Raw genomic sequence first — 21857 nt, 5'->3', positions numbered from 1 at the left:
CCATCCCGATAACCCGGGACGCCGGGCACTCTTCGGGCGCTACTTCATTCAGGCAGTGCTCAGGTAGAGGGGCTAAAGGCGCATCAGCTCCACGCGCCGGTTTTTCGCGCGGCCCTCCTCGCTCGTGTTCGGTGCCACGGGCTCCTTCGATCCGGCGCCGCGCGAGGTGAATCGACGGCCATCGACACCCGTCTTCGCCAGCGCCGCGATGACCGACACGCTGCGGCGGCGCGAGAGGTCCGCGTTGTGCGGCTCCTCGCCCTGCGCATCGGTGTGGCCCACCACCTGCACGCGCAGTTGCGGGTTGGCGCGCATGAGCTTGGCGATCTCGTCGATGGTGGGCTGCGACTCGGGCTTGATCGTGTCCTTGTCCAGGTCGAAGTGAATGCCGTAGAGGTTGACGCGGCCTTTCTCCGCGAGCCCCTTCTGCATGGCGGTGGCATCGACGAAGACGATCTTGTCGGCTTCCATCGCCTTCGTCTCGACCACGCGAACGAAGGCGAAGTTGCCCTTGCCCGGCGTGCTCTCGGCCAGCGCGATGCTGGCGTACACCGTGCCGGTCGGGCCGTCGTACTGCGCGAGCACGTAGCGGCCGCTGTTCTCGAAGTAGTTGCTGACGAACTGGCGCCCGCGGCCGATCTGCGGCCACTCGGGCGTGTCGATGGCGTTGGCCAGGCCCGAGACATCGGTGTACGGGGTCTCGCGGTCCGGGTCCTTCCTGTAGCAGCTGCCATCGGTCGTCGCGCAGCTGAACTTCAGCTGGAAGCCCTTGGCCTTGAGGCTGGCTTCGTAGTTGCGCTGCACCTCGAGCAGCGAGCGCCCGTCAGGCAGCTTGTAGTAATAGAGCGAGACCTTGCCCGCCACCTTGAGCGCATCGGGGTTCGTCTTGTCCGCGTGCTTGATGGGCCCGCGGATGAGGCCGACTTCGTCATAGGCGTTGCTCTGGAACGCGTCGAGCACGGAACCTTCGTAGCGCCCGACCAGCGGATGGTCCTTGGCCGGTTCGGCGGCCGATGCGAAAGCGGTGGCCGCGAGCAGCGCGACCGAGGCCAGGAGGTGGTGCCAGCGCAGTCCGGCGCAGCCGGTCCGGACGGACGACGGCAGTGAAGAATGAGCCATGTAGTTTTCCGTTTTTCCAATGCAGATCGCGCTCCGGATGGAGCGCGATTCGAAGGTAGCGGCGGCGCGACGAGCCGGTCAATAAGCCGTTCGTCATGGCCGTAAGACGAAACTCGTAAGAACCGTGGCGGGCAGATGTAAATATTGCCGGGCGGTGTCGCGCACGCTACTTGCCGGGCGGTTCGGGGCGGGTGCCGCCCCGAACGATTTCAGGCCCAGGCGTCCATCACCGCGCCACGCACCGCATCGACCGACACGGCACGCCTGCCATCGACAGGCGCGACCCAGCACAGCCACGTGTGCGACCGCCAGCCATTCCATATCGCAAGCTCTCCATGGCGCGCCCCCTGCTCCGCCTGGTCGAGCCGCATCATCCCCGCGCCCATGCCGCTCGCGACCATGCTGCGGATCGCACTTTCGCCGTCGGCGGTGCGGCCCTGCTGGTACTCGCGGCCCGCGCTCGCGAAGAGCTTGTCGAGGTGCACGCGCAGGATGCAGGACGTCGGCGTGCCCACCCATGGCAGGTTCACGAGCTCGTCGAGCGAGAGATCGGGATGCGCCTCTGCCACCGGCAACGGCAGCACCACGGCCAGGTCGACCACGCCGAGGCGCCGCAGTTCCAGCCCTTCGGACTGCTCGCTGTCGCTGAGCACGTAGGCGCAGTCGAGGTCACCGCGCTGCACGCCGGCCAGCGTCTCGAACGACAGCCCCTGCTTGAGCTGCAGCGTGACCTGCGGATGCCGCTCCGCGAGCTTCACCAGCACCTCGCCCAGCTTGAGCGACACCGGATCGACCACCGTGCCGAAGCGCACCACGCCCTGCGCCGCGCCGCGCAGCTGGTCGGCGGCCGAGCGCATGCGCATCGCCGAGGCCAGCGTGCGCTCGGCCTCTTCGAGCAGGCTGTGGCCGGCTTCGGTGGGCACCATGCCGCGCGGAGTGCGGTCGAAGAGCTTCACGCCCAGTTCGTCTTCCAGTGCCTTGAGCTGCGCGCTGACCGCCGGCGCGCTGGTGAACACGCGCTCGGCGGCGCGGGTCAGGCTGCCCTCCTTGGCGATGGCGACAAAGGTCTTGAGTTGGTAGAGCTCCATGGCCCGGATTGTGAGCACTTCGGTGCAAGCCGGCCATTCGCTTTTTTGGAGGGCCCGGTCCAAAGAAGCGAATGGAAATCGGGCGGCAGAACCCCGATTCTTGGAGCCATCGATTCATTGCAAGAGGCTCCCCGTGTCGCTCACCATCTCCCCTCGTCAACGCCTGCTCGGCATCGCCGCGCTGCTGCTCGCCACCTCCAGCTGGGGCGGCATGTTCCTCGTCAGCAAGGGCGTGCTCCATCACGTCGAACCCGTGTGGTTCACGCTCACCCGCTACAGCATGTCCGCGCTGCTGTTCGTGCTGCTCATTCTTCCGCGCGGCATGGCGCCCTGGCGCAAGCTCCGGCTGCACGCGGGGCCGCTGGCGCTGCGCGGATTTGCAGGCTTCGGCATCTTCAGCGTGATGCTGCTGGTGGGCCTCGCGCATTCGGTGCCCTCGCACGGCGCGGTCATCGTGGCGACCACGCCCATGACCACGCAGTTGCTGCGCTGGGCGCTCGACGGCGTGCGCCCCGCGCGCTCGACGCTGCTGGCATCGGCGCTGGCGCTGCTTGGGGTGGCCATCGTGTCGGGGCTGCTGTTCGGCAACGCGGCAGCGGGTGAATCGACGCTCTTCGGCGATGCCGTGGCCTTCGTCGGCACGCTGGGCTGGGTCTGGTACACGCGCGGCGCGGCACGCTTTCCGGGGCTGGACGTGATCGAGTACAGCGCGCTCACCGTGCTGGCTGCGTGGCCACTGCTGCTGGCCACCGCCGTCGCGGCGAGCGCGCTGGGCCTCTCGCACATGCCGAGCGCGGAGGGCCTGCGCCTGTCGTGGGAAGCGCTGCTCTACGTCGGCCTGGTGTCTTCGGCCATCGCGGTGCTGGCTTTCAACTATGGGGTGAGCACCCTCGGGGCCGTGACGGGCACGGCCTTCTTCAACTTCGTGCCGGTGTCGGCGCTGCTGATGAGCATGGCGATGGGCAAGATGCCCACGGCGAACGAAGCCGTCGGCATGGCGATGGTGATCGCAGCGCTGCTGATCCATACCGCGGCGGGCCGCAAGGCTTCTGCGGCGCCGGCAGCAGAGGCCGTGCCGCCGCTCCAGAATCGCGGCACCTGCGCAGCCACTTCATGAAAACATGAGCCAAGCCCAACTCTTCACGCCCCTGCACCTCGGCACGCTTCGCCTGGACAACCGCATCGTCATCGCGCCGATGTGCCAGTACTCCGCCACCGAGGGCACGCCGGGCGACTGGCACCTGATCCACCTGGGCCACCTCGCGCTCTCGGGCGCGGGGCTGATGATCCTGGAGGCGACGGCGGTGGAGGCCGAAGGGCGCATCTCGCCGGGCGACCTCGGGCTCTACTCGGATGCCAATGAAGAGGGGCTGGCCCGCGTGCTCGCGGCGATGCTGGCCCACTCCCCCATCAAGATCGCGATGCAGCTCGGGCACGCGGGGCGCAAGGCATCGAGCCGTGCGCCATGGGAAGGCGGCAAGCAGATTGCGCCGGGCGAGCCGGATGGATGGAAGGCGTACGCCCCCTCCGCCGTGCCGCATGCGCCCACCGAAGACCCGCCGCTCGCACTCGACGCAGCAGGCCTCGCGCGCATCCGCAACGCTTTTGCCGATGCCGCACGGCGCGCGGCACGGCTGGGCCTCGACGGTCTGGAGATCCACGCGGCACACGGCTACCTGCTGCACCAGTTCCTCTCGCCATTGGCGAATCACCGCGACGACGAATACGGTGGCAGCCTCGAAAACCGCATGCGCTTTCCACTGGAGGTGTTCGATGCGGTGCGCGAGGCTTTCCCTGCCGACAAGCCTGTGTGGGTGCGCGTGTCGGCCGTCGACTGGGTGCCGGACGGGTGGGACCTCGAAGGCACCGTCGCTTTCGCGAAGGCGCTCGAAGCGCGCAGCTGCGCGGCGATTCATGTGTCCAGCGGTGGCGTCTCGCCAAAGCAGGCCATCGCACTCGGCGCGGGCTACCAGGTGCCGTTCGCCGAACGCGTGAAGTCCGAGGTCGGCATGCCGGTCATCGCCGTGGGCCTCATCACCGAACCGCGGCAGGCCGAGGAGATCATCGCGAAGGGACAGGCCGATGCGGTGTCCCTCGCACGCGCGATCCTGTACGACCCGCGCTGGCCCTGGCATGCGGCCGCCGAACTGGGCGCGCAGGTGAAGGCGCCGCACCAGTACTGGCGCTCGCAGCCGCGGGAGTTCAAGGACCTGTTCGAGAACGCGGCGTTCGGGGCGCGCTAATTGACTGGTTAATCAACCAGTCAATCAGGTCATCGGCGGCGAGGATCGCCCATGTACGATCCGCCGATCGCCCGCACCGAGGACATTCGGCCATGCCATCTTTCCAAGACCTGCTGACCTTCTCTCTGCTTGCGTTGGGGTTGGTCGCCACGCCGGGCCCCAACATGATCTACCTGGTATCGCGCACCTTGTCGCAGGGTCGCAAGGCGGGTTTTGTTTCCTATGCCGGCGTGGTGACCGGTTCGGTCTTCTACCTGGCATGCGCGGCGCTGGGCATCACGACGTTGCTGTTCGCGATCCCCTACGCCTATGACGCCCTGCGGTTCGCGGGCGCCATCTATCTCGGGTATCTGGCCTGGCAGACACTGAGGAAGAACGGGCCCTCCGCATTTCAGCTTCAGGACCTGCCTGCCGACAGTCCGCGCCGCCTGTACATCATGGGCTTCCTGACGAACCTCCTCAATCCGAAGCAGGCATTGTTTTTCCTCGCGGTCCTGCCGCAATTCATCGACGCACAGCGCGGCAGCATCGTCGGCCAGTTCCTGCTTCTTGGCGCCCTGCAGATCGCCATCAGCATGGTGGGCAACACGCTGATCATGCTGGCTGCCGCCCGGGCTGCTTCGGCGCTTCAGCGACGCAGCCGCTGGAGGCTGGCCCAGCGCTGGATCATGGGAACGGTGCTGGCCGGGCTTTCCGCAAAGCTCGCACTGCAATCGCGCAGCTGAGAGCTTCGCGCCGTTCAACGGTCGGCAGCGGCACGCACCCAGCGCTGCGTCTTGCCAAAGAGCGGAATGCCGACATACGCATGCAGCAGCAGCTCGCCGGCCGCATTGCCCGCAGTGCTCACCGTCATGTTGCAGCGGTAGGTCTTTCCGTTCTCGCGGTTGTAGATCTGGCCGGCCCATTCGGTGGGTGCGCGCGAAGGGTCGGTCGCATCGACGGGCGTGAAGTCCTTCAGCAGCGTCATGCCCAGCGCCGGGCGCTTGTCGGCCGCTTGCATGTCGCCGCCGCCGGGTGCCATCGAGCGGTTGCCGAAGACCTTGGTGACGGTGCCGCACAACGCGGCGCCGCAGGGCGCGACCTCCACTTCGAGATTGCCGTTCGCGGTGACCCAGCGGCCTCGCGGGTCGGAGGCCGGAGAAGACTGCGCCTGCGCGGCGAAAGTTGCAGCAAGCAGCAGGACCGCGGCGAACGCACGGCCTGAACGATGGAGCGAGGGCATGGTCATGGCGGGCTTCGTGTCGAGTGGATGAGGCGCCCATTCCATCGCGGCACGCGCCTTCATGTGTTTCGATCCGCCCGCTGATTCGTCGCGCTGCGTATCTGGCGGGGCGCCAGACACGGTGCGATACAAAAATCTGTGCCGTTCAGCTGGCCGCGATGTCCGGCGAACCGCTCATGCCTGCGCCTCCAGCGCGAGATAGAAGAAGGTAGTGCCGCACGGCTCGCCCTCCGGCAGCAGCGCGAAGCCGGGAATCACGCCCACGCGCTGCCAGCCCATGCGCGCATAGAGCCGTTCGGCCTCGGCGCTCGATGTGTCGAGCACCAGCAGCGTCTTGCGGTGCGCGCGCGCCGCGTCCTCGGCCGCCTGCATCAGCAGCGCGCCGATGCCCCGGCGCCGCGCCCGGCGGAACACGAGCATCTTGGAGACCTCGCCGCGGTGCGGCTGGTTCTCGGGCTGGTCGAGCACGACCTGCACCGTGCCCAAGAGGCCCTCGGCGTCTTCGGCCACGAGCAGCACGCGTTCGCCGCGCGCCACGCCGTCGGCCACCTTGCGCCAGAACGCGAGGGCGCGTTCGCGCGTGATCGGCAACATGAAGCTCACCGACGCGCCGCCTTCCACGCAATCGATCAGCAGATCGGCCAGTGCGTGCACCTCCGCATCGCTCACCACCGCAAGGGCACGGATGCGGGGCGTTTCTTCGGTCGTCGTCATGTCGTTCATCTCCAGGAGGTGGGTGCCGTGGTGATCACGACGGCGTAGCGCGCGCTCTTGCGCGTGGGGTTGTGATAGCTCATCGGGTGGTCGAGCGTGAGCGCGAGGCAGTCGCCCGCGTCGAGCCGGTGCAGGTCGTCGCCGACCGTGACCTCGATGCGGCCTTCGAGCACCCACACCTGCTGGTGGATGCGCGGCTCGCGCGCGCCGGTCTCGTAGGTCACGCGGGCCTTGGGTGGAAAGTTGACCTCGACGATCTGGATCGGCGAGATGGCGCCGCCGGGCGACACGTTCCGGCGCACGTAGCCGGAGTGTGGGTCGCGCCACTGGAGTTGATCGGCCAGGCGCGACACGGGACTGGCAACGGGCTCGGCTTGGTCGAACAGCGAGGCGAGCGGAACGCCGAGGCCGGTGGCGAGTTTTTCGAGCAGCACGGCGGTCGGACTGCTCTCTCCGCGCTCGATCAGAGAGATCATCGAGCGGCTGACACCGCAGTGCGTGGCCAATGCATCGAGCGACAGGCCGCGGGAGGCGCGAAGGTCGCGCACGCGCTGGGCGATGCGGTCGTTGAGGGTGGTGGCTGTGGCGGCCGGGCCTGGCGTTGATTCCGTCATATTGGATGAAATATCCATCAAATAAGAAACCTCGTCAACCCGTCATTTGCTCGGCCGCGTGGCCATTCTTCGAACGAATATTCGCCAAGAAGGTTGAGATCATTCAACAACTCACCAGCACGGATCCGACATGAGCGCCAACAACCCCGACCCTCTGCCCTCCTCGTTCATCGATTTCGCCGACGGGCTGGCCCCGCCTTCGGCATTGCGTGCGCCGATCACCGCCGCTTGCCGGCGCCCCGAAGCCGAGGCATTGCCGCCCCTTCTCGAACAGGCGCGCCTGCCGGCCGGCCAAGCCGAAGCAGCACACGCCCTCGCCCATCGCATCGCCGAGCAGTTGCGCAACCGCAAGAGCGCCGCCGGCCGCGCCGGCCTCGTGCAAGGCCTGCTGCAGGAATACGCGCTCTCCTCGCAGGAAGGCGTCGCGCTGATGTGCCTGGCCGAGGCGCTGCTGCGCATTCCCGATGCCGAAACGCGCAACGCCCTGATCCGCGACAAGATCGCGCACGGCCAGTGGCAGTCGCATGCGGGGCGCAGCCCCTCGGTGTTCGTCAACGCCGCGACCTGGGGCCTCTTGCTCACCGGCAAGCTGGTGGCCACGCACAGCGAGACGGGCCTGTCCACCGTGCTCACTCGCCTCATCGGCAAGGGCGGCGAGCCGCTGATCCGCAAGGGCGTGGACATGGCGATGCGCATGATGGGCGAGCAGTTCGTCACCGGCGAGACCATCGCGCAGGCGCTGGACAACGCGCGCGAGCTGGAGGCCGAGGGCTTTCGCTATTCGTACGACATGCTCGGCGAAGCGGCGCTCACCACCGAGGATGCGAAGCGCTATCGCATCGCGTACGAAGACGCGATCCACGCGATCGGCAAGGCAGCGAACCACCGCGGCGTGTATGCGGGGCCGGGCATCTCCATCAAGCTCTCGGCGCTGCACCCGCGCTACAGCCGCGCGCAATATGCACGCGCGATGGACGAGCTGTACCCGGTGCTGCGCGCGCTCACGCTGCTCGCGCAGCAGTACGACATCGGCATCAACATCGACGCGGAGGAAGCCGACCGCCTCGAACTCTCGCTCGACCTGCTGGAGCGCCTGTGCTTCGAGCCGGCGCTTGCGGGGTGGAACGGCATCGGCTTCGTGATCCAGGGCTACCAGAAGCGCTGCCCCTTCGTGATCGACTTCGTGATCGACCTTGCGCGCCGCAGCCGCCACCGGCTCATGGTGCGGCTCGTGAAAGGCGCGTATTGGGACAGCGAGATCAAGCGCGCGCAGATCGAAGGCCTGGAGGGCTACCCGGTCTACACGCGCAAGGCCTACACCGACGTCTCGTACCTCGCCTGCGCGCGCAAGCTGCTCGATGCGCCCGAGGCGGTCTACCCGCAGTTCGCGACGCACAACGCCCACACGCTCGCCGCGATCTACACGATGGCGGACCCGTCGCGCTACCAGCCGGGGCAGTACGAATTCCAGTGCCTGCACGGCATGGGCGAACCGCTCTACGAGCAGGTGGTCGGCCCACTCGGCCGGCCGTGCCGCATCTATGCCCCCGTGGGCACGCACGAGACGCTGCTCGCGTACCTCGTGCGGCGGCTGCTGGAGAACGGCGCGAACACCTCTTTCGTCAACCGCATCGCGGACCTGACGATTCCGCTCGAAGCACTGGTGGAAGACCCGGTCGCGACGGTGGAACGCATGGCCGCAAAGGAAGGCGCCCTCGGTCTGCCGCATCCGGCCATTCCATTGCCCGCTGCGCTCTACGGCAAGCAGCGCGTCAACTCGCAAGGGCTCGACCTCGCGAACAACGACAGCCTGCGCCTGCTGGGTGAAGCGCTCCGGGCCACGGCCGCCGAACCGTGGCGCGCAGAACCGCTGCTCGCCGAAGGCGCGCCGCGCGATGAAGCCTCTCATCGGTGGGCCGATGTGCTGAACCCCGCGGACCATCGCGATGTGGTCGGACAGGTACGCGAAGCCACGCTGGCCGATGTCGAATCCGCCGTATCCCAGGCCCAAGGCATCGCAACGACATGGGCTGCAACGCCGCCTGCGGAACGCGCCGCCCTGCTCGACCGCGCGGCCGGCCTGCTCGAAGCACAGCAACCCCGCCTGCTCGGCCTCCTCGCACGCGAGGCCGGAAAGACCTATGCCAACGCCATCGCCGAAGTGCGCGAGGCGGTGGACTTCCTGCGCTACTACGCGGCGCAGGCACGCACCGATTTCTCCAACGACACGCACCGCGCGCTCGGGCCGATGGTGTGCATCAGCCCGTGGAATTTTCCGCTCGCGATCTTCACCGGCCAGGTGGCCGCTTCGCTCGCGGCCGGCAACCCGGTGCTGGCCAAGCCCGCGGAGCAGACGCCGCTGGTCGCCGCCGAGGCGATCCGCATGCTGTGGCAGGCGGGTGTGCCGCACGCCGCCGTTCAACTGCTGCCGGGCCGCGGCGAGACTGTCGGCGCCGCACTGGTCGCGGATGTGCGCGTGCAAGGCGTGATGTTCACCGGCTCGACCGAGGTCGCGCGCATTCTTCAGAAGACGCTGTCGGCAAGGCTCGGCATCGACGGCGCGCCCGTGCCGCTCATCGCCGAGACAGGCGGACAGAACGCGATGATCGTGGACTCCTCCGCGCTGATCGAACAGGTCGTCACCGACGTGGTGGCCTCGGCCTTCGACAGCGCCGGCCAGCGTTGCTCGGCGCTGCGCGTGCTGTGCGTGCAGGAGGAAGCGGCCGACCGGCTCATCGAGATGCTCAAGGGCGCGATGGCCGAGAGCTGCATCGGCAACCCGGCGCGGCTGGCCGTCGACGTGGGCCCGGTGATCGACGCCGAGGCGCGCGACAACATCGAGCGCCACATCGCCACCATGCGCAGCCGCGGCCGCCGCGTCTACCGGCAGGGCCGCGAGTACGCGCACGACACGCGCCAGGGAACCTACGTGATGCCCACGCTGATCGAGCTCGACAACATCGCGGAGCTGCAGCGCGAGGTGTTCGGTCCGGTGCTGCACCTGGTGCGCTATCGCCGCCGCGACCTGGGCGCGCTGGTCGGCCAGATCAACGGCACCGGCTACGGGCTCACGCTGGGCGTGCACACGCGCATCGACGAAACCATTGCGCAGATCGTGGAACACGCGAAGGCGGGCAACGTCTATGTGAACCGGAACATCGTCGGTGCCGTGGTGGGCGTGCAGCCGTTCGGCGGCGAAGGCCTGTCGGGCACGGGGCCGAAGGCGGGCGGGCCGCTCTACATGTACCGCATGCTGTCGAAGCGGCCGGACGATGTGCTGGTGCGCGCGATGGCGGATGCGGACCCGGGCAACGCATCGCCGACGCGGGCCGGTGCATCACCCGTCGCGCTGTCGGCTTTGGCCCGTTGGGCCAGCGAAACGAACCGCGCGGCACTGGCCACCCAATGCCAGCGCTTCGGCGAACTCTCGCGCTCGGGCAGCTCGCGCACGCTGGCCGGCCCGACGGGCGAGCGCAACGTCTACACGCTGCAGCCGCGCGAAGCCGTGTTGTGCCTGGCCGATGCGGAAGCCGACCGGTTGACGCAGCTCGCGGCCGTGCTGTCGGTGGGCAGCACCGCGATCTGGCCGGCGGATGCGGGTGCGCAAGGTCTGCGTGCATCGCTGCCGGCCGAGGTGCAGCAGTCGGTGGCCGTTGCGAGCGACTGGACTTCGGAGACCGTGGTGTTCGACGCGGTTCTTCATCACGGCGATGCGGCAGGGCTCACTGGCGTCGTGCATCGCATCGCATCGCGGGCGGGGCCGATCGTCGGTGTGCGCGCGTTCGCTCTGGGGGACACGGGCATCCCGCTTGAAAGCCTTGTGGTGGAACGTGCGCTGAGCGTGAATACCGCGGCTGCTGGTGGAAATGCGAGCTTGATGACCATCGGTTGATGCTGTTGTCATTCAGGGCGGGTGCACAGGCCACCGGGTACTCCCCTCCGCGAATGTCCCCCGGGGCTTCGCCCCTCCTCCTTGATTTCGCTGCGGGGAGCACCCGATGCCCTGCGCACTTGGGCACGCTGCGGGTGTATCGCCGATCAACCACCGCTCTGAAAGCGCTCGCGCTGGCGGTGGGCTCTGTTTCGCGAAATCAAGGGGGAGGCCGCAGGCCGGAGGACATTCGCGAAACAGAGCCCACCGTCGGCGCGAGTGCCGCCCCGAACGAACCCAGCGCCCTACTTGTCGAACGCCGGATCGACAGGCACGCGATACCCGTTGACCAGCCGGTTGGTCTCGTTCGCCATCCCGACCACGGCCATGAGTTCGCCGAACATCTCGGGCGTCATGCCGGCTTTTTCCGCACCCGCGTGGTGGCTCGCGATGCAGTAGCCGCATCCGTTGGAAACGCTCACCGCGAGGTAGATCATTTCCTTGACCACCGGGTCGAGCGCGCCGGGCGCCATCACTTCCTTCAGGCTCGACCAGGTGCGCTTGAGCGTCGCGGGGTCGTTGGCCAGGTACTTCCAGAAGTTGTTGACGTCGGGCACGTTGCGCGATGCCTTGATGTCGTCGAACACGGCTTTCACTTCGGCCGAGGCGTCTGCGTAATCGATCGGTTGGGGTTTCATCGGGTCTCCTGGGTCATCGATGCCCCGAGGATAGGCCGTCCACCATGCCATGCGGCTCCGTGGGTCTCCAGCGGTGAGCGGTGCCTCAAGGCCAGTCGGTCGTCTGCATAGAGGATCGCGAAGGCCTTGCGCTTCTCGCTGAAGTTCACGTTGGCGCCCGCATGGTGCAGCGACCGGTAGTTGAAAGCCACCACGTCGCCCGCGTCGACCTCGTAGCCCACGATGTCGAAGGCGCGGCGGTTGGCCTCGATGTCGCGCACCTCGATGCGCCCGGCCCAGCCGCGCTCCACCTTCCAGAGGTGCGAGCCGCGCACGACCTCGATGCCGGTCTCGCGCGGCACGTGGTCCACCGGCATCCACACGCGCACGATGCGGTGGCTGTCGGCAAGGCCGTACGAGGTGTCCTGGTGCCAGGGGGTGCCCGCCACCGAATCGCCGGGGTCGCTGCTGTCGAACAGCTGGTCGTAGATCCAGCGCAGGCGTCGCGTCACGGTGAGCTGCCGCGCGACCTCGCCGGCGCCGGACTCGAACATCACCTGCTCGTGCTCGACACCGTCCTGCGCGCGCCGCACCCACTCCGGCGAGATGATCTGGCGCAGGCACACCACGCCGTCCCGCAAAAAGCGCAGGCGCTCGTCCAGGCGGACATCGCGGAGCAAGGGGTTGTGCATGGACATCTCCAGGGGTCACCTCTCAGGCGGCTCGCCTTGGCGCTCGCATGAGAAAGAACAGCCAGCCGATCATCAGCGCGGCCATGCAGGCAAAGCCCAGGGTCATCGCGTGGATGGTCTGGATGTACGAGACCGGCGGCCTGGCCGCGAGCATCGCGATGCCGAACACCACCGCGCCGACGACCGAGCAGAACAGCAGCGCACCCGGCCGCGCCGCGGCGCGGAAGCCCGTGCGCAGGCACATGGTGAGGCCGAAGATGGCGGGCGCGTAGTAGAACGGCGAGAAATCCATGTGGCGGTAGTTCTCGCCGAAGGCCAGCACCACGAGGTGCGGCCCGAGCAGGCCCAGCACCACGCCGGCGATCTCGGCGATCAGGAACCCCAGCAGCACGAACATCGCGAAGAGCCGGTGCACGCTCTTGCGGTCTTCGGCATGCCAGCGGGCCGCCAGTTGCGGCAGCAGGTAGTAGCCGAGCGCCGCGAGCACGTACTGCATCGGCAACAGAAAGGTGATGTAGATCTTGAGCAGCCCGCCCTGCTCCGAATCGGCCGACGAGCCCAGGAGCAGGATGGCGCCGCCGGTCATGATCCAGCTCATGAACTGCGAGAGGCTGGCCTTCCAGCCGTAGGCCATCGATTCCTTCACGGTGAGCCCTTGCGCATCTTTTGCGGCGGGCAGCGCGGGCATGACGTTGCGCAGGTTCAGCAGCACGAGCACCAGGAATGGAAGCTGCAGCGCCGAGACCAGCAGCAGCGCCTCGGCCCATGTCGCGGGCTTCTCCACGCCGAGCACCGCGACATACCCCGCGCAGATCAGCACGCCGGTGATGCACAGCATCGCGTAGCGCCGCCCGGTGAGCAGCAGGCTGCGCGAGAGCCAGAAGATCTCGTAGCCGACGATGAGCGCCACGCCCACCCAGCGCAGTTGCCCGGGAAACACGATGAGCTGCCAGCAGAGGTAACCCGCGAGCGAGAAAAGCGCCACGAGCCCCCAGCTCGTCCACGCCGCCGACCGGCTCACATAGAAGCGCCGGATCAGCAAGGGCTCGTGCACCATTGCCGTGTGCAGGATGTACTGGAAGCTCACCACCGCCAGGAACGCGGAGGCGATGCCGAAATCCGAAGGCGACAGCACGCGCGCGAGCGCAAAGCTCAGCAGCAGTTGGCTCGCGCTGTAGATGCACTGGTCGGCGATCGCGAAGACCGGGCCGCCCAGGCGCTTTCGGAGCCCCGAGAGGCGGGAGACGAGCGCCATCGCATCTAGTCCGAGATGGACAGCAGCACGGGATAGGCCGAGGCCTTCGCGGAGAACCCGCCTCCCGCGCGCGGCCCGCAGCTGCCGCGGCGCACCTGCGGGAAGAAATCGACGCGCGTGCACTTCTTGCCTTCGGCGACGGGGACGGTCACGTCTTTTTCGGAGCCGGGGGTCCACAGCACATGCAGCAGCGCGTCGTCGCGCTTGAGCACCAGCTGGTTCACGCCCTTCGCGTCGTCGTAGGAGACTTTCTTCGAGTGTCTGGCGATCTTCAGGAATTCGGTGAGCGCGGAGAACGCCTCCTTCTTCTCGCCCGCGTTCGACATGATCCCGAAGTTGTCTTCCTTGGAGAACGACGAACGGCCGCGGTCGCGCCAAGCGTAGAGGTTCAGCAGCTTGATGCCGGCTGCCGCGTTGATGAGGTATTCGCGAAACACCAGCGAGGCCTGCGTGCTCTGGCTGCGCACCGGCAGGTACGAGGCATAGCCCCATTCGGAGATGGCGATGCCGGTCTTCTGCAGTTGCCGCCGGTCGAGCTGCGCGCGCAGCTTCTCGTAGTCGCCGAAGGCCGTCTCGGGCACCGGACGGTACGGATGGATGGAGATGTCGGTCAGGCAATCGGACTTCGCGGCCGCGACGAAGGCGTTCTCCAGCTGCGCCGGCACCTTGCCGCCCACGAACGGCAGGTTCGCGAAACCGAAGCCGACGACGATGTTCGGCTGCACCTTCTGCCTGGCCATGTTGGCGCACAGCTCGGACGATGCGGCCTCGAAATCCGACAGCATCGCGGGGTTCAGGAAGGTCTTGTGATCGGGCTCGTTCCACACCTCCCACACGGCCACGTCGTCGGTGTGCGCCTTCATGAAGCCGACCGCGAAGTCGGAGAACAGGCTTTCCTTGCGGGCGCCCGCGCGCAGATCTTCGGGTTTTGCGCCCCAGATCGCGTTGCCGCCGAACAGCGTCACGATCGCTTCGAGCTTGGCGTTGCGCACGCGCTTGATGAGGCGCGGATAGTCGATGAGGCCGGGGTTCACGCTCTTGAGCGGCGGGCGCACGCCGAAGCGCACGAACTCGAAACCGGCCGCGCGGATTTCGTTGAGGTCGGCGTCGGTGATGGTGGCGGGGTCGATCTGCACGCTCAGTGCCACCGGGTAGTCCGTGTCGATGCCGTTCACGCCCCGGGCTTGCGCCGGCTGGCCCGCGAGCATCCACGCGCCCAACAACGCAAGGACCTGCAGGAAGCGCCCGGCGCGGCAGGAAAAAATCTTCATCGGAGAACCGACTCCTTGTACAGGTTGACGATGGCCGTGTTCATGCGCTGCGAGGTGAACTTCTCTTCGAAGATCCGCCGCCCGGCCTCGCCCATCTGCCGCAGGGCGGCATCGGAGAGGCCGTCGATGTCGCGCAGCGCCTGGTCCATCTGGTCGAGGGAAAAGAGCCGGCCGCTGGTGCCGTGCTCCACGATGTCGACGAGGCCGCCGACGGCCGAGGCGAACACGGGCTTGCCGCGCGCCATGGCTTCCACGGCGACGAGGCCGAAGCCTTCCCACCGCGACGGGACGATGGTGGCGTCGCACGCGCGATAGACGGCATCGAGCGCGTCTTTCTCGAGCCAGCCCTTGAACTCGACGTGCGCGGGCTGCGCGAGCTGCAGGTCCTTGCGCACGGAATCGCCGACCACGATGAGCTTGAAGTTCGGCCGCACTCTGGCGTAGGCATCGAGCAGCGCGTCGATGCCCTTCTGCTTGTCGAGCCGTCCGACGAAGAGCACCTTGCGCGGCTCGGCGGCGCCCGCTGGCTCGCTCTGCAACAGCACCGGCTGCTCGATGCGGTCGATGCCGTTCGGAATGCACTGGCAGCGCCGGATGCCGAACTCCTCGGCGATGCGGATCTCGTGCTTGCTGATGCAGATGATCGCGTCGCTGCGCCAGGAGAGCAGCCGCTCGATCCAGCGGTAGGCCATGTTCTTGTACGCGGGGCCGGTCTGGTCGAAGGCCCAGCCGTGCGAGCAATAGACGATCTTCACGCCGCGCGGAATCTGCCCGGCGAGGGCCATGGCGCGCACGACGCCGCCGGCAATCGAGCTGTGCAGGTGAAGAATCGCCGGGCGTTCCGCCGCGATGATCCTTCGCACGCTCCTGGCGTACCCGAGCAGCGCCGAAGCCTTGCGTGCCGTCGGCACGACATGCGTGTTTTCCGCGCCCAGCCAGTCGACCTGACCCGGCAGCACGAACTTCACCTGGCTGATGTCGGGCGAGGCAGCCTGGTGGCTCGCGACGATGCGCAGGTAAGTTTCCAGCCCGCCCTTGAGCGTCTCGGCAACGTGCAGTACTTTCATGAGGGCGCGCTCAGATGAGGGCGTGCGTGCCGGCGATGACTTCGCCCTGCAGCACGTCGAGCCGTTCGCGGTCGGCGTTCTTCTCGCGCAGCAGTTGCAGCACCGAGGCCTTGAGCTGGTCCGGGCGCGGCGACAGGTCGAACAGGTACTGCGTGCGGCCGGTGAGGCGGAAGAACGATTCGACCTTCTTGTCCCAGTTCATGCCCACCGAGGGAATGTTCAGGCTGTAGGCCACGATGTTCGCGTGCAGCCGGTGCGCCGCGATGCACGAGCACGCGCTGATGAGCGCGACCAGGTCGTCGGGCCGCTTGGGCACGAGGAAGGCGGTTTCCGCCGTGTTCGCGCCGGCACTGGCCGGACGCGACGAAATCTCGGCCATCACGCGGTTGTCTTCCGCCGCGCCGTTCGTGAAGTAGAGAACGCGCGCGCCCTCCTGCTGCAGCGCCTCGGCGAGGTTCGCGAAGAAATCGGCCGAGCCGATGGCGTTCGATTCGCCGTACTCCGAGTTCATGACCAGCGCATCGAGGCTGCTCACGCAGATGCCCACGTCCCATTTCTTCTCGGGCGAGAGCTCGCTCGAAAACGCGCTCTCGCAGACCAGCGCCGGATCGGGCACCACGCGGATGTCGGGCCGGGGAATGCGGAAGATGTCGTGCAGGTTCTTCGCCGACTCCGCGTCGCGGGTCGCGAAGAACACGGGCGCAGCGTTCTTGAAGAACTTGCCCACGAGCACCTTGCCCCAGTACGACCACTTGGCCGTGACGCCGACCGACACCACCGCCACCCGCTTGCCGCGCAGGAGCCGGCTCAGGAGAAAGAGCTTGGCCGGGAAGTTCAGCGCCACGTCGCAAAAGAGCTGCCCGCCGCCGACGATGACCAGATCGGCGTCGCTCACCGCCGCCTTCCAGTGCGCACGCCAGCGCAGGAAATAGTTCTTGAGGCAATAGGCGAACACGATGGCCGAACGCAGCAGCGCCGGCAGTTTCTGGAAAACGCCGAACGCACCGCCGCCGCGCAGGTTTTCTTCGTCGAATCCGTGCCGCCCGGCAATGTCGAGGAATTCGACGCGAGCATCCGGGTATTTGAGGCCGGCAATGTGCGCGAGCGACGCCGCAATGACCCCGTCACCGAGGTTGTCGCTGAATGGCACGGCGCAAATCAGGATTTTTTTCATCTGAGGAATGGTTTTCTCTCGGCCACCTTGATGGCAATGAGATAAAGCAGCACCGATGTCAAATGGCGGGTAAAGCTGCCGAGATCGGGCTCGAATATCAATTGCACCACGATGTGCGCAATGAAAAGGCTGGCAAAGAATCTGGCTTCGAAGCGGTCATGCCCGCGCCGCGCCTTTTTGCGGGCCCGGTAAAGAATGATCAGCATCGCGCCGATCATCAATTGCATGAAAAAGTCGCTCGGCGTCTGGAAATAAAGAACCGGCGTGATCAATACCGTGCCGGCATAGACGTAATTGACCAGGAATCCGGGGCCGGTGGCCGGCGACGCGATATTGGTAAATGCCGTCCGGTTGTCGCTGCCGATTTGCTCCGCATAGGCGTTCGACGTATCCCGTGGCGATTGCAGCGTCTGCAAGACACTGGACGGCGCCGCCAGAATTGCACCCGCCGCCATAATGGCCGCAAGCACATGGTATTTGAGCGGACGTCGCCAGAGCCAATAAACGACGAAGAACACGCCGACAATCAGCAAATAGTATTGGCGGACGAATATTCCATAAACTGCGTAAAGGAACAGAAACGAAATGAAGGTGTATTTCTTCGAAGTCCGGAAATAGATCGCCGATACGGTGATGAACATCGTCATGATGAGCACCACTGTTTCCTTCGACGGTGCAAACATGTTGAGCATGATGCACGGCGCAATCAGGAGCAATCTGGTAAAGAAATCCCCGGCCCGTCGAATATCGTGGGTCGCAAACAGCAGGAACAGCGCGCTCACGCTGCAGGTAAAGACATCCAGGTTGTCCACGCCAATGAGGCCGAACAGCGCCGCGGTCACCGCGAACGAATTGTCCAGGTCGCCGCCTGCGCCGCCGTAATTCAGGATCTCGATGATCTTTGCCGAATCGACGCTCCATTTATCGGGAAGCGAACCCCGAAAATAGACGTAGATGACCGTGTAGACGAACACGATCGAGATCCCGGCAATCGAATAGGGATTGACGCGCCCCGGATTTCTTTTTGTTCTTCTTGTTGCCGTCGCTGGATATCCCTGCTGGATGGCGTGGCTCACCGCGACCCATGGCCGACAGCGACCACCCATATCGTCCGGAGGAAGATATCGACGTCTTTCACGACGGAAAGCGTCTCGACATACCTCACGTCCAATGCGACGCGTGCGTTATAGGTCAGCTGATTGCGGCCACTCACTTGCCAGAGGCCCGTGATGCCTGGCCGCACGGCGCAGTAATGCACCCAGTCGTGCCCGTACAGCGCCTTCTGCTCGAGCATGCAGGGGCGCGGGCCGATCAGGCTCATTTCGCCGATGAGCACGTTCCAGAATTGCGGCAATTCATCGAGGCTGGTCTTGCGGATGAATTTTCCGAAAGGCGTGATCCGCGGGTCGTTTTCGAGCTTCTGGTATTCGTCCCACTGCCGGCGCGCCTCGGGGTTGTTTTTCAGGTGCTCCTCGAGCACCTGCGCCGAATTGGCCGTCATCGAGCGGAATTTCCAGAAGCGGAATACCCGTCCGTCTTTTCCATAGCGCGGCTGCGAATAGAAGACGGGCGCGCCGGAACTGATCATCACGCACAGGCCGATCAATACGAACACCCAGCCGAAGGCAATGAAGAAGAAAAGCGCGGCGGCAATGTCCACCGATCTTTTTCCAATTCGAAGCATGACCGGATGCTGCACCCGGTTCTGCCCGATGTCGTAGGGCGATTGGCTGTGCGGGTGTTCCGAACTGTCCCAACCTTGCGGGACCAGTGATTCTTCAGGTCGGAGGTTTCTCATGGCTTTCTCCATCCAGAGGTGAAACGCGAAAGAATTTCTTCAGCAAGGTATTTCATTGGCGACGCACCTTTCCACATGCGGGCAAAAACGCCCGCATCTCTTCGGTTATGGCCTTTGATTTTTTGGCCGACACGACCCGCGCAAATGCCTCGTAGCTTCTGCAGTGCAAAAGCTATTGCGCGGTCAACGGACTCGATAGACGTAGTAAAAATGAATTGCCGCTCATTGGTACTACATAGGTTTGACTGAATACAAATTGAGTATGAACTCAATGCGCCCATCTAAATGTCAAGCGCATCGAGGTGAATTTAACTCCAATTTTTCACGGTCTAGGTGGAATCCCTGTTGGCTTTGTATGTGTATTGTAAGTGCTTGTAAGCGCCGTACTTATAGCCCCCACTGCCTGCATGGCGGCGCGATAGGTCAATAGCATTCAGAATTACGCCATTTACCGAACGGCCCGCATGCGCGAGGCGCCGGACGCTTTCATTCAATTCGCCGAGCTGGGTCTTTTCGGCCCGCGCGACCAGAAGGAAGGTGCTTGCCAGCGGTGCCACCGAGGCGGTATCCGCGGCCACCAGAACGGGCGCCGTATCGATGACGACAAGGTCGTAGCCCGGCGAAAGCTTGTCCAGCACCTGCACGAAGGATTCGCTCATCAGCAATTCGGCCGGATTGGGCGGCAGCACGCCGGTGGTGATGATGTCCAGGTTCGGCAGCACCGAAGGGCGTACGGCCTTTTCGTAGCTGAGGGTTCCTGCTATCAATTCCGACAATCCCGAGGACCGGGGAATCGACAGGAATTGATTGACGCGGCCTTTTCGCAAATCCGCGTCAATCAAAAGAACTCTTTTTCCGGCGGCGGCGGTAATGGCCGCGAAATTGACCGAAATAAACGTTTTACCTACCCCGGGGGTCGCACCGGAAATCAGCAGGCGGTTGTTGGTCGCCTCCAGCATGGCGAACTGCAGCGCGGTGCGCAGGCTGCGCAGGCTCTCGACCGCCGGGTCTTCCGGCTGCAGGTGCGCAAGCACATGCACGCCGGCCACCTTGTTCTCGATGTTCCGGTCGATCGTGCGCTGGGCCGCGCTCAGCGGAATGCTGCTGTAGACGTTGAGCCCGGTGTGGGTCTCGATCTCGCCCGGGTTGCGGATGCCGCCGAAGAACGAGCTGCGCGCCACCGCCGCCGCCACGCCCGCGGCGAGCCCGAGGAGGAGCGCGAGCGCGATGACCAGCGGGCGCTTGGGCCACACCGCTTCTTCGGGAACGATGGCCTCGTCGAGCAGGCGCACGTTGCCGACCTTGCCTTCCTTGGCCAGGCGCATCTGCAGCGAGCTGTTGAGCAGCGACACGTAAAGGTCGGTGTTGACCTTGATGTCGCGCTGCATGCGCACGGTGTTCTGCTGCAGCTCGGGCATCTTGCGGATGCGCGCATCGATGGTGGCGAGCGCCGCCTTCCATGCCACGACCTGGGTGTCGAGCGTCTGCACCGCGGGGTGCTCGTCGGTGAATCGCGCGGCGAGCTCGCGCCGCTTCTGCTCGGCTTCGAGCAGCTTGGATTGCAGGTCGACGGTTTGCGTGAGCGCGTTCTTGGCCTCGTCGTCCAGGCTCACCGTGCCGTTCTGGTTGCGGTAGCGGTTGTAGATGTCTTCCGATTGCTCCAGCTGCTTCTTGAACTGCGGCAGCGCGGAGTCGAGGAAGCCCAGCGTTTTCTCGGCCTCGGCGGCCTTGCGCTCCATGTTCTGGCGCACGTAGAGGGTGCCGATCTCGTTGAGCAGCTGCGTGAGCTTTTCGGGGTCGGCGCTCTTCCAGCTCACGTCGAGCACGCCCGACTGCTTGCCCTTCTCGACGACCTTGAGCGCGTCCTGCAGCGCGAGCAGCGTCTGCTGCGTCGACGAGCGCACGAGCTGGAACTGCGCGCCCGGCTTGGCGCTGATGCTGGTGACCATCAGGCTCACGCTGCCGTTCGCGACATTCGGCACCTTCGCCGAGAGCAGCGTGCCGACCGTGCCTTTCATCGGCGTGTCGATGTCGGGGTTGCTCAGCTCGTACTGTCCGTTGGTGCCGACGGTCAGCGTGAAGGGCTTCTCTTCGAAGTCGGGCGGCACGTCGAAGCGCGGCACGAGGATTTTTTCGGTGCCGGTGACATAGCCCGAGAGCCCCATGAAGCCCGGCTCCGAGAGGTCGGTGGCGCGGCGCGAGAGGTAGCTGCCCACGAAGGGCGCATAGCGCGGCCGCGCGCTGATGTAGAGCCGGGTGTTCTCCACGGCCTTGCCGAGGATGGCGCGCGAGCGGAGGATTTCGATCTCGCCCGCGGCCGGCGTCTTCACGCTCAGGAGCGACGAGGCCGCGTCGCCGAGGAAGCTGCCGGCGGAGTTGCCGGAGTCTTCCACCTGCACCGCGAGGTTGGCTTCGTAGACGGGCTTGCCCAGCAGCGCGTAGGCCGTGCCGAGGAACAGGAAAACGGCCACCACGGCTGCGACCAGCCAGCGGTTGTCGACCAGGATGTCCCAGTACTCCGCGGGATTGATGCCTTCGCCTTCGTCGTCCGGCGCTTGCATCGGTGGGGCGGCTTGCGGGGATGCATTCATGTGAGTTGATGCTCGGGTTTTGTGATCTTCAGGACGCGCTCGATCCACGAGCGGGCGCCGGCCTCGATGAGGGCCAGCGCATCGGTGAATGCGGCTTCGCCTTGGCGGTAGGGATCGGGCACGTCTTGCGCCAGGGTGTCGGCGATGCGGAACACCTTGCCGCGCACGAAGGGATAGGTCGACTCGAGGTGGCGGCGCTGCGCGAGGTCCATCACCAGGATGAGGTCGGCCTGGCGGCACAGCAGCTGGCTCACCTGCTGCGCGACGTGGCCCGAGATGTCGATGCCGCGCGCCCGCATGAGCTTCTGCGCGGTGGCGTCGGCCGGCTGGCCCACGAGCGCGCCGGTGCCCGCGGACATCACGCGCAGGTGCGGCAGCCCCGCCGCGAGCAGGCCTTCGGCCATGGGGCTGCGGCAGATGTTGCCGATGCAGACTGTGAGCACTGATTTCATCGCTGCCTC

At 65.9% G+C, this 21857-nt stretch carries 19 protein-coding genes; 4 read left to right on the top strand and 15 right to left on the bottom strand.

Annotated elements, in window-relative coordinates; all coding sequences use genetic code 11:
• Positions 1-72 precede the first annotated feature (72 nt).
• Positions 73-1119 (bottom strand): OmpA family protein, encoded by a 1047-nt coding sequence (locus J2W23_RS21485; protein WP_307650173.1) that lies wholly within the window; start codon positions 1117-1119, stop codon positions 73-75.
• Between the two features lie 209 nt (positions 1120-1328).
• Entirely contained in the window at positions 1329-2207 is an 879-nt protein-coding gene (locus J2W23_RS21480) for a LysR family transcriptional regulator (RefSeq protein ID WP_307650172.1), read from the bottom strand.
• Between the two features lie 133 nt (positions 2208-2340).
• On the opposite strand from J2W23_RS21480, the gene J2W23_RS21475 reads away from it, so the two are divergent.
• From J2W23_RS21475 to J2W23_RS21465, 3 genes are all read left to right on the top strand, one after another.
• A complete protein-coding gene (locus J2W23_RS21475; RefSeq protein ID WP_307650171.1) occupies positions 2341-3324 on the top strand; it encodes a DMT family transporter in 984 nt (327 codons plus the stop codon).
• A gap of 4 nt (positions 3325-3328) precedes the next feature.
• On the top strand, positions 3329-4450 hold the full coding sequence (locus tag J2W23_RS21470) for an NADH:flavin oxidoreductase/NADH oxidase (RefSeq protein WP_307650170.1): 1122 nt from the start codon (positions 3329-3331) through the stop codon (positions 4448-4450).
• Between the two features lie 92 nt (positions 4451-4542).
• A complete protein-coding gene (locus tag J2W23_RS21465) occupies positions 4543-5175 on the top strand; it encodes a LysE family translocator (protein ID WP_307650169.1) in 633 nt (210 codons plus the stop codon).
• Positions 5176-5189: 14 nt separating this feature from the next.
• Here J2W23_RS21465 and J2W23_RS21460 read toward each other — a convergent pair whose 3' ends face one another.
• The 3 genes from J2W23_RS21460 to J2W23_RS21450 all read right to left on the bottom strand — a co-directional run bounded on the left by J2W23_RS21460 (position 5190) and on the right by J2W23_RS21450 (position 7000).
• Positions 5190-5735 (bottom strand): DUF2147 domain-containing protein, encoded by a 546-nt coding sequence (locus tag J2W23_RS21460; RefSeq protein WP_307650168.1) that lies wholly within the window; start codon positions 5733-5735, stop codon positions 5190-5192.
• 111 nt (positions 5736-5846) lie between these two features.
• On the bottom strand, positions 5847-6386 hold the full coding sequence (locus J2W23_RS21455) for a GNAT family N-acetyltransferase (RefSeq protein ID WP_373423969.1): 540 nt from the start codon (positions 6384-6386) through the stop codon (positions 5847-5849).
• Positions 6387-6391: 5 nt separating this feature from the next.
• Positions 6392-7000, bottom strand: a complete 609-nt coding sequence (locus J2W23_RS21450; RefSeq protein WP_307650166.1) for a helix-turn-helix domain-containing protein — start codon at positions 6998-7000, stop codon at positions 6392-6394.
• Between the two features lie 130 nt (positions 7001-7130).
• On the opposite strand from J2W23_RS21450, the gene putA reads away from it, so the two are divergent.
• Positions 7131-10892, top strand: a complete 3762-nt coding sequence (putA, locus tag J2W23_RS21445) for a trifunctional transcriptional regulator/proline dehydrogenase/L-glutamate gamma-semialdehyde dehydrogenase (RefSeq protein ID WP_307650165.1) — start codon at positions 7131-7133, stop codon at positions 10890-10892.
• Between the two features lie 284 nt (positions 10893-11176).
• Here the strand turns inward: putA and J2W23_RS21440 are convergent, their stop codons facing one another.
• From J2W23_RS21440 to J2W23_RS21395, 10 genes are all read right to left on the bottom strand, one after another.
• A complete protein-coding gene (locus J2W23_RS21440; RefSeq protein WP_307650164.1) occupies positions 11177-11569 on the bottom strand; it encodes a carboxymuconolactone decarboxylase family protein in 393 nt (130 codons plus the stop codon).
• Positions 11566-12240 (bottom strand): phytanoyl-CoA dioxygenase family protein, encoded by a 675-nt coding sequence (locus J2W23_RS21435; protein ID WP_307650163.1) that lies wholly within the window; start codon positions 12238-12240, stop codon positions 11566-11568. The genes J2W23_RS21440 and J2W23_RS21435 overlap by 4 nt, the downstream gene beginning before the upstream one ends.
• A gap of 22 nt (positions 12241-12262) precedes the next feature.
• On the bottom strand, positions 12263-13495 hold the full coding sequence (locus tag J2W23_RS21430) for a lipopolysaccharide biosynthesis protein (RefSeq protein ID WP_307650162.1): 1233 nt from the start codon (positions 13493-13495) through the stop codon (positions 12263-12265).
• A gap of 5 nt (positions 13496-13500) precedes the next feature.
• Positions 13501-14766: a hypothetical protein gene (locus J2W23_RS21425; RefSeq protein ID WP_307650161.1), complete on the bottom strand. Its 1266-nt coding sequence runs from the start codon at positions 14764-14766 to the stop codon at positions 13501-13503.
• Positions 14763-15833: a glycosyltransferase family 4 protein gene (locus J2W23_RS21420; RefSeq protein ID WP_176660256.1), complete on the bottom strand. Its 1071-nt coding sequence runs from the start codon at positions 15831-15833 to the stop codon at positions 14763-14765. Before J2W23_RS21420 ends, J2W23_RS21425 begins: the two co-directional genes overlap by 4 nt.
• Positions 15834-15843: 10 nt before the next feature.
• Entirely contained in the window at positions 15844-17007 is a 1164-nt protein-coding gene (locus J2W23_RS21415; protein WP_176660255.1) for a polysaccharide pyruvyl transferase family protein, read from the bottom strand.
• Positions 17004-18083 (bottom strand): hypothetical protein, encoded by a 1080-nt coding sequence (locus J2W23_RS21410; RefSeq protein ID WP_307650160.1) that lies wholly within the window; start codon positions 18081-18083, stop codon positions 17004-17006. The genes J2W23_RS21415 and J2W23_RS21410 overlap by 4 nt, the downstream gene beginning before the upstream one ends.
• Positions 18080-18805 (bottom strand): sugar transferase, encoded by a 726-nt coding sequence (locus J2W23_RS21405; RefSeq protein WP_176660254.1) that lies wholly within the window; start codon positions 18803-18805, stop codon positions 18080-18082. Before J2W23_RS21405 ends, J2W23_RS21410 begins: the two co-directional genes overlap by 4 nt.
• 329 nt (positions 18806-19134) lie before the next feature.
• On the bottom strand, positions 19135-21396 hold the full coding sequence (locus J2W23_RS21400; RefSeq protein WP_307650159.1) for a polysaccharide biosynthesis tyrosine autokinase: 2262 nt from the start codon (positions 21394-21396) through the stop codon (positions 19135-19137).
• A complete protein-coding gene (locus J2W23_RS21395) occupies positions 21393-21848 on the bottom strand; it encodes a low molecular weight protein-tyrosine-phosphatase (RefSeq protein WP_307650158.1) in 456 nt (151 codons plus the stop codon). The genes J2W23_RS21400 and J2W23_RS21395 overlap by 4 nt, the downstream gene beginning before the upstream one ends.
• Positions 21849-21857: the final 9 nt, after the last annotated feature.

Source organism: Variovorax boronicumulans (assembly GCF_030812215.1).
Classification (GTDB): domain Bacteria; phylum Pseudomonadota; class Gammaproteobacteria; order Burkholderiales; family Burkholderiaceae_C; genus Variovorax; species Variovorax boronicumulans_C.
This window is presented reverse-complemented; position numbering and strand designations above follow the sequence as displayed.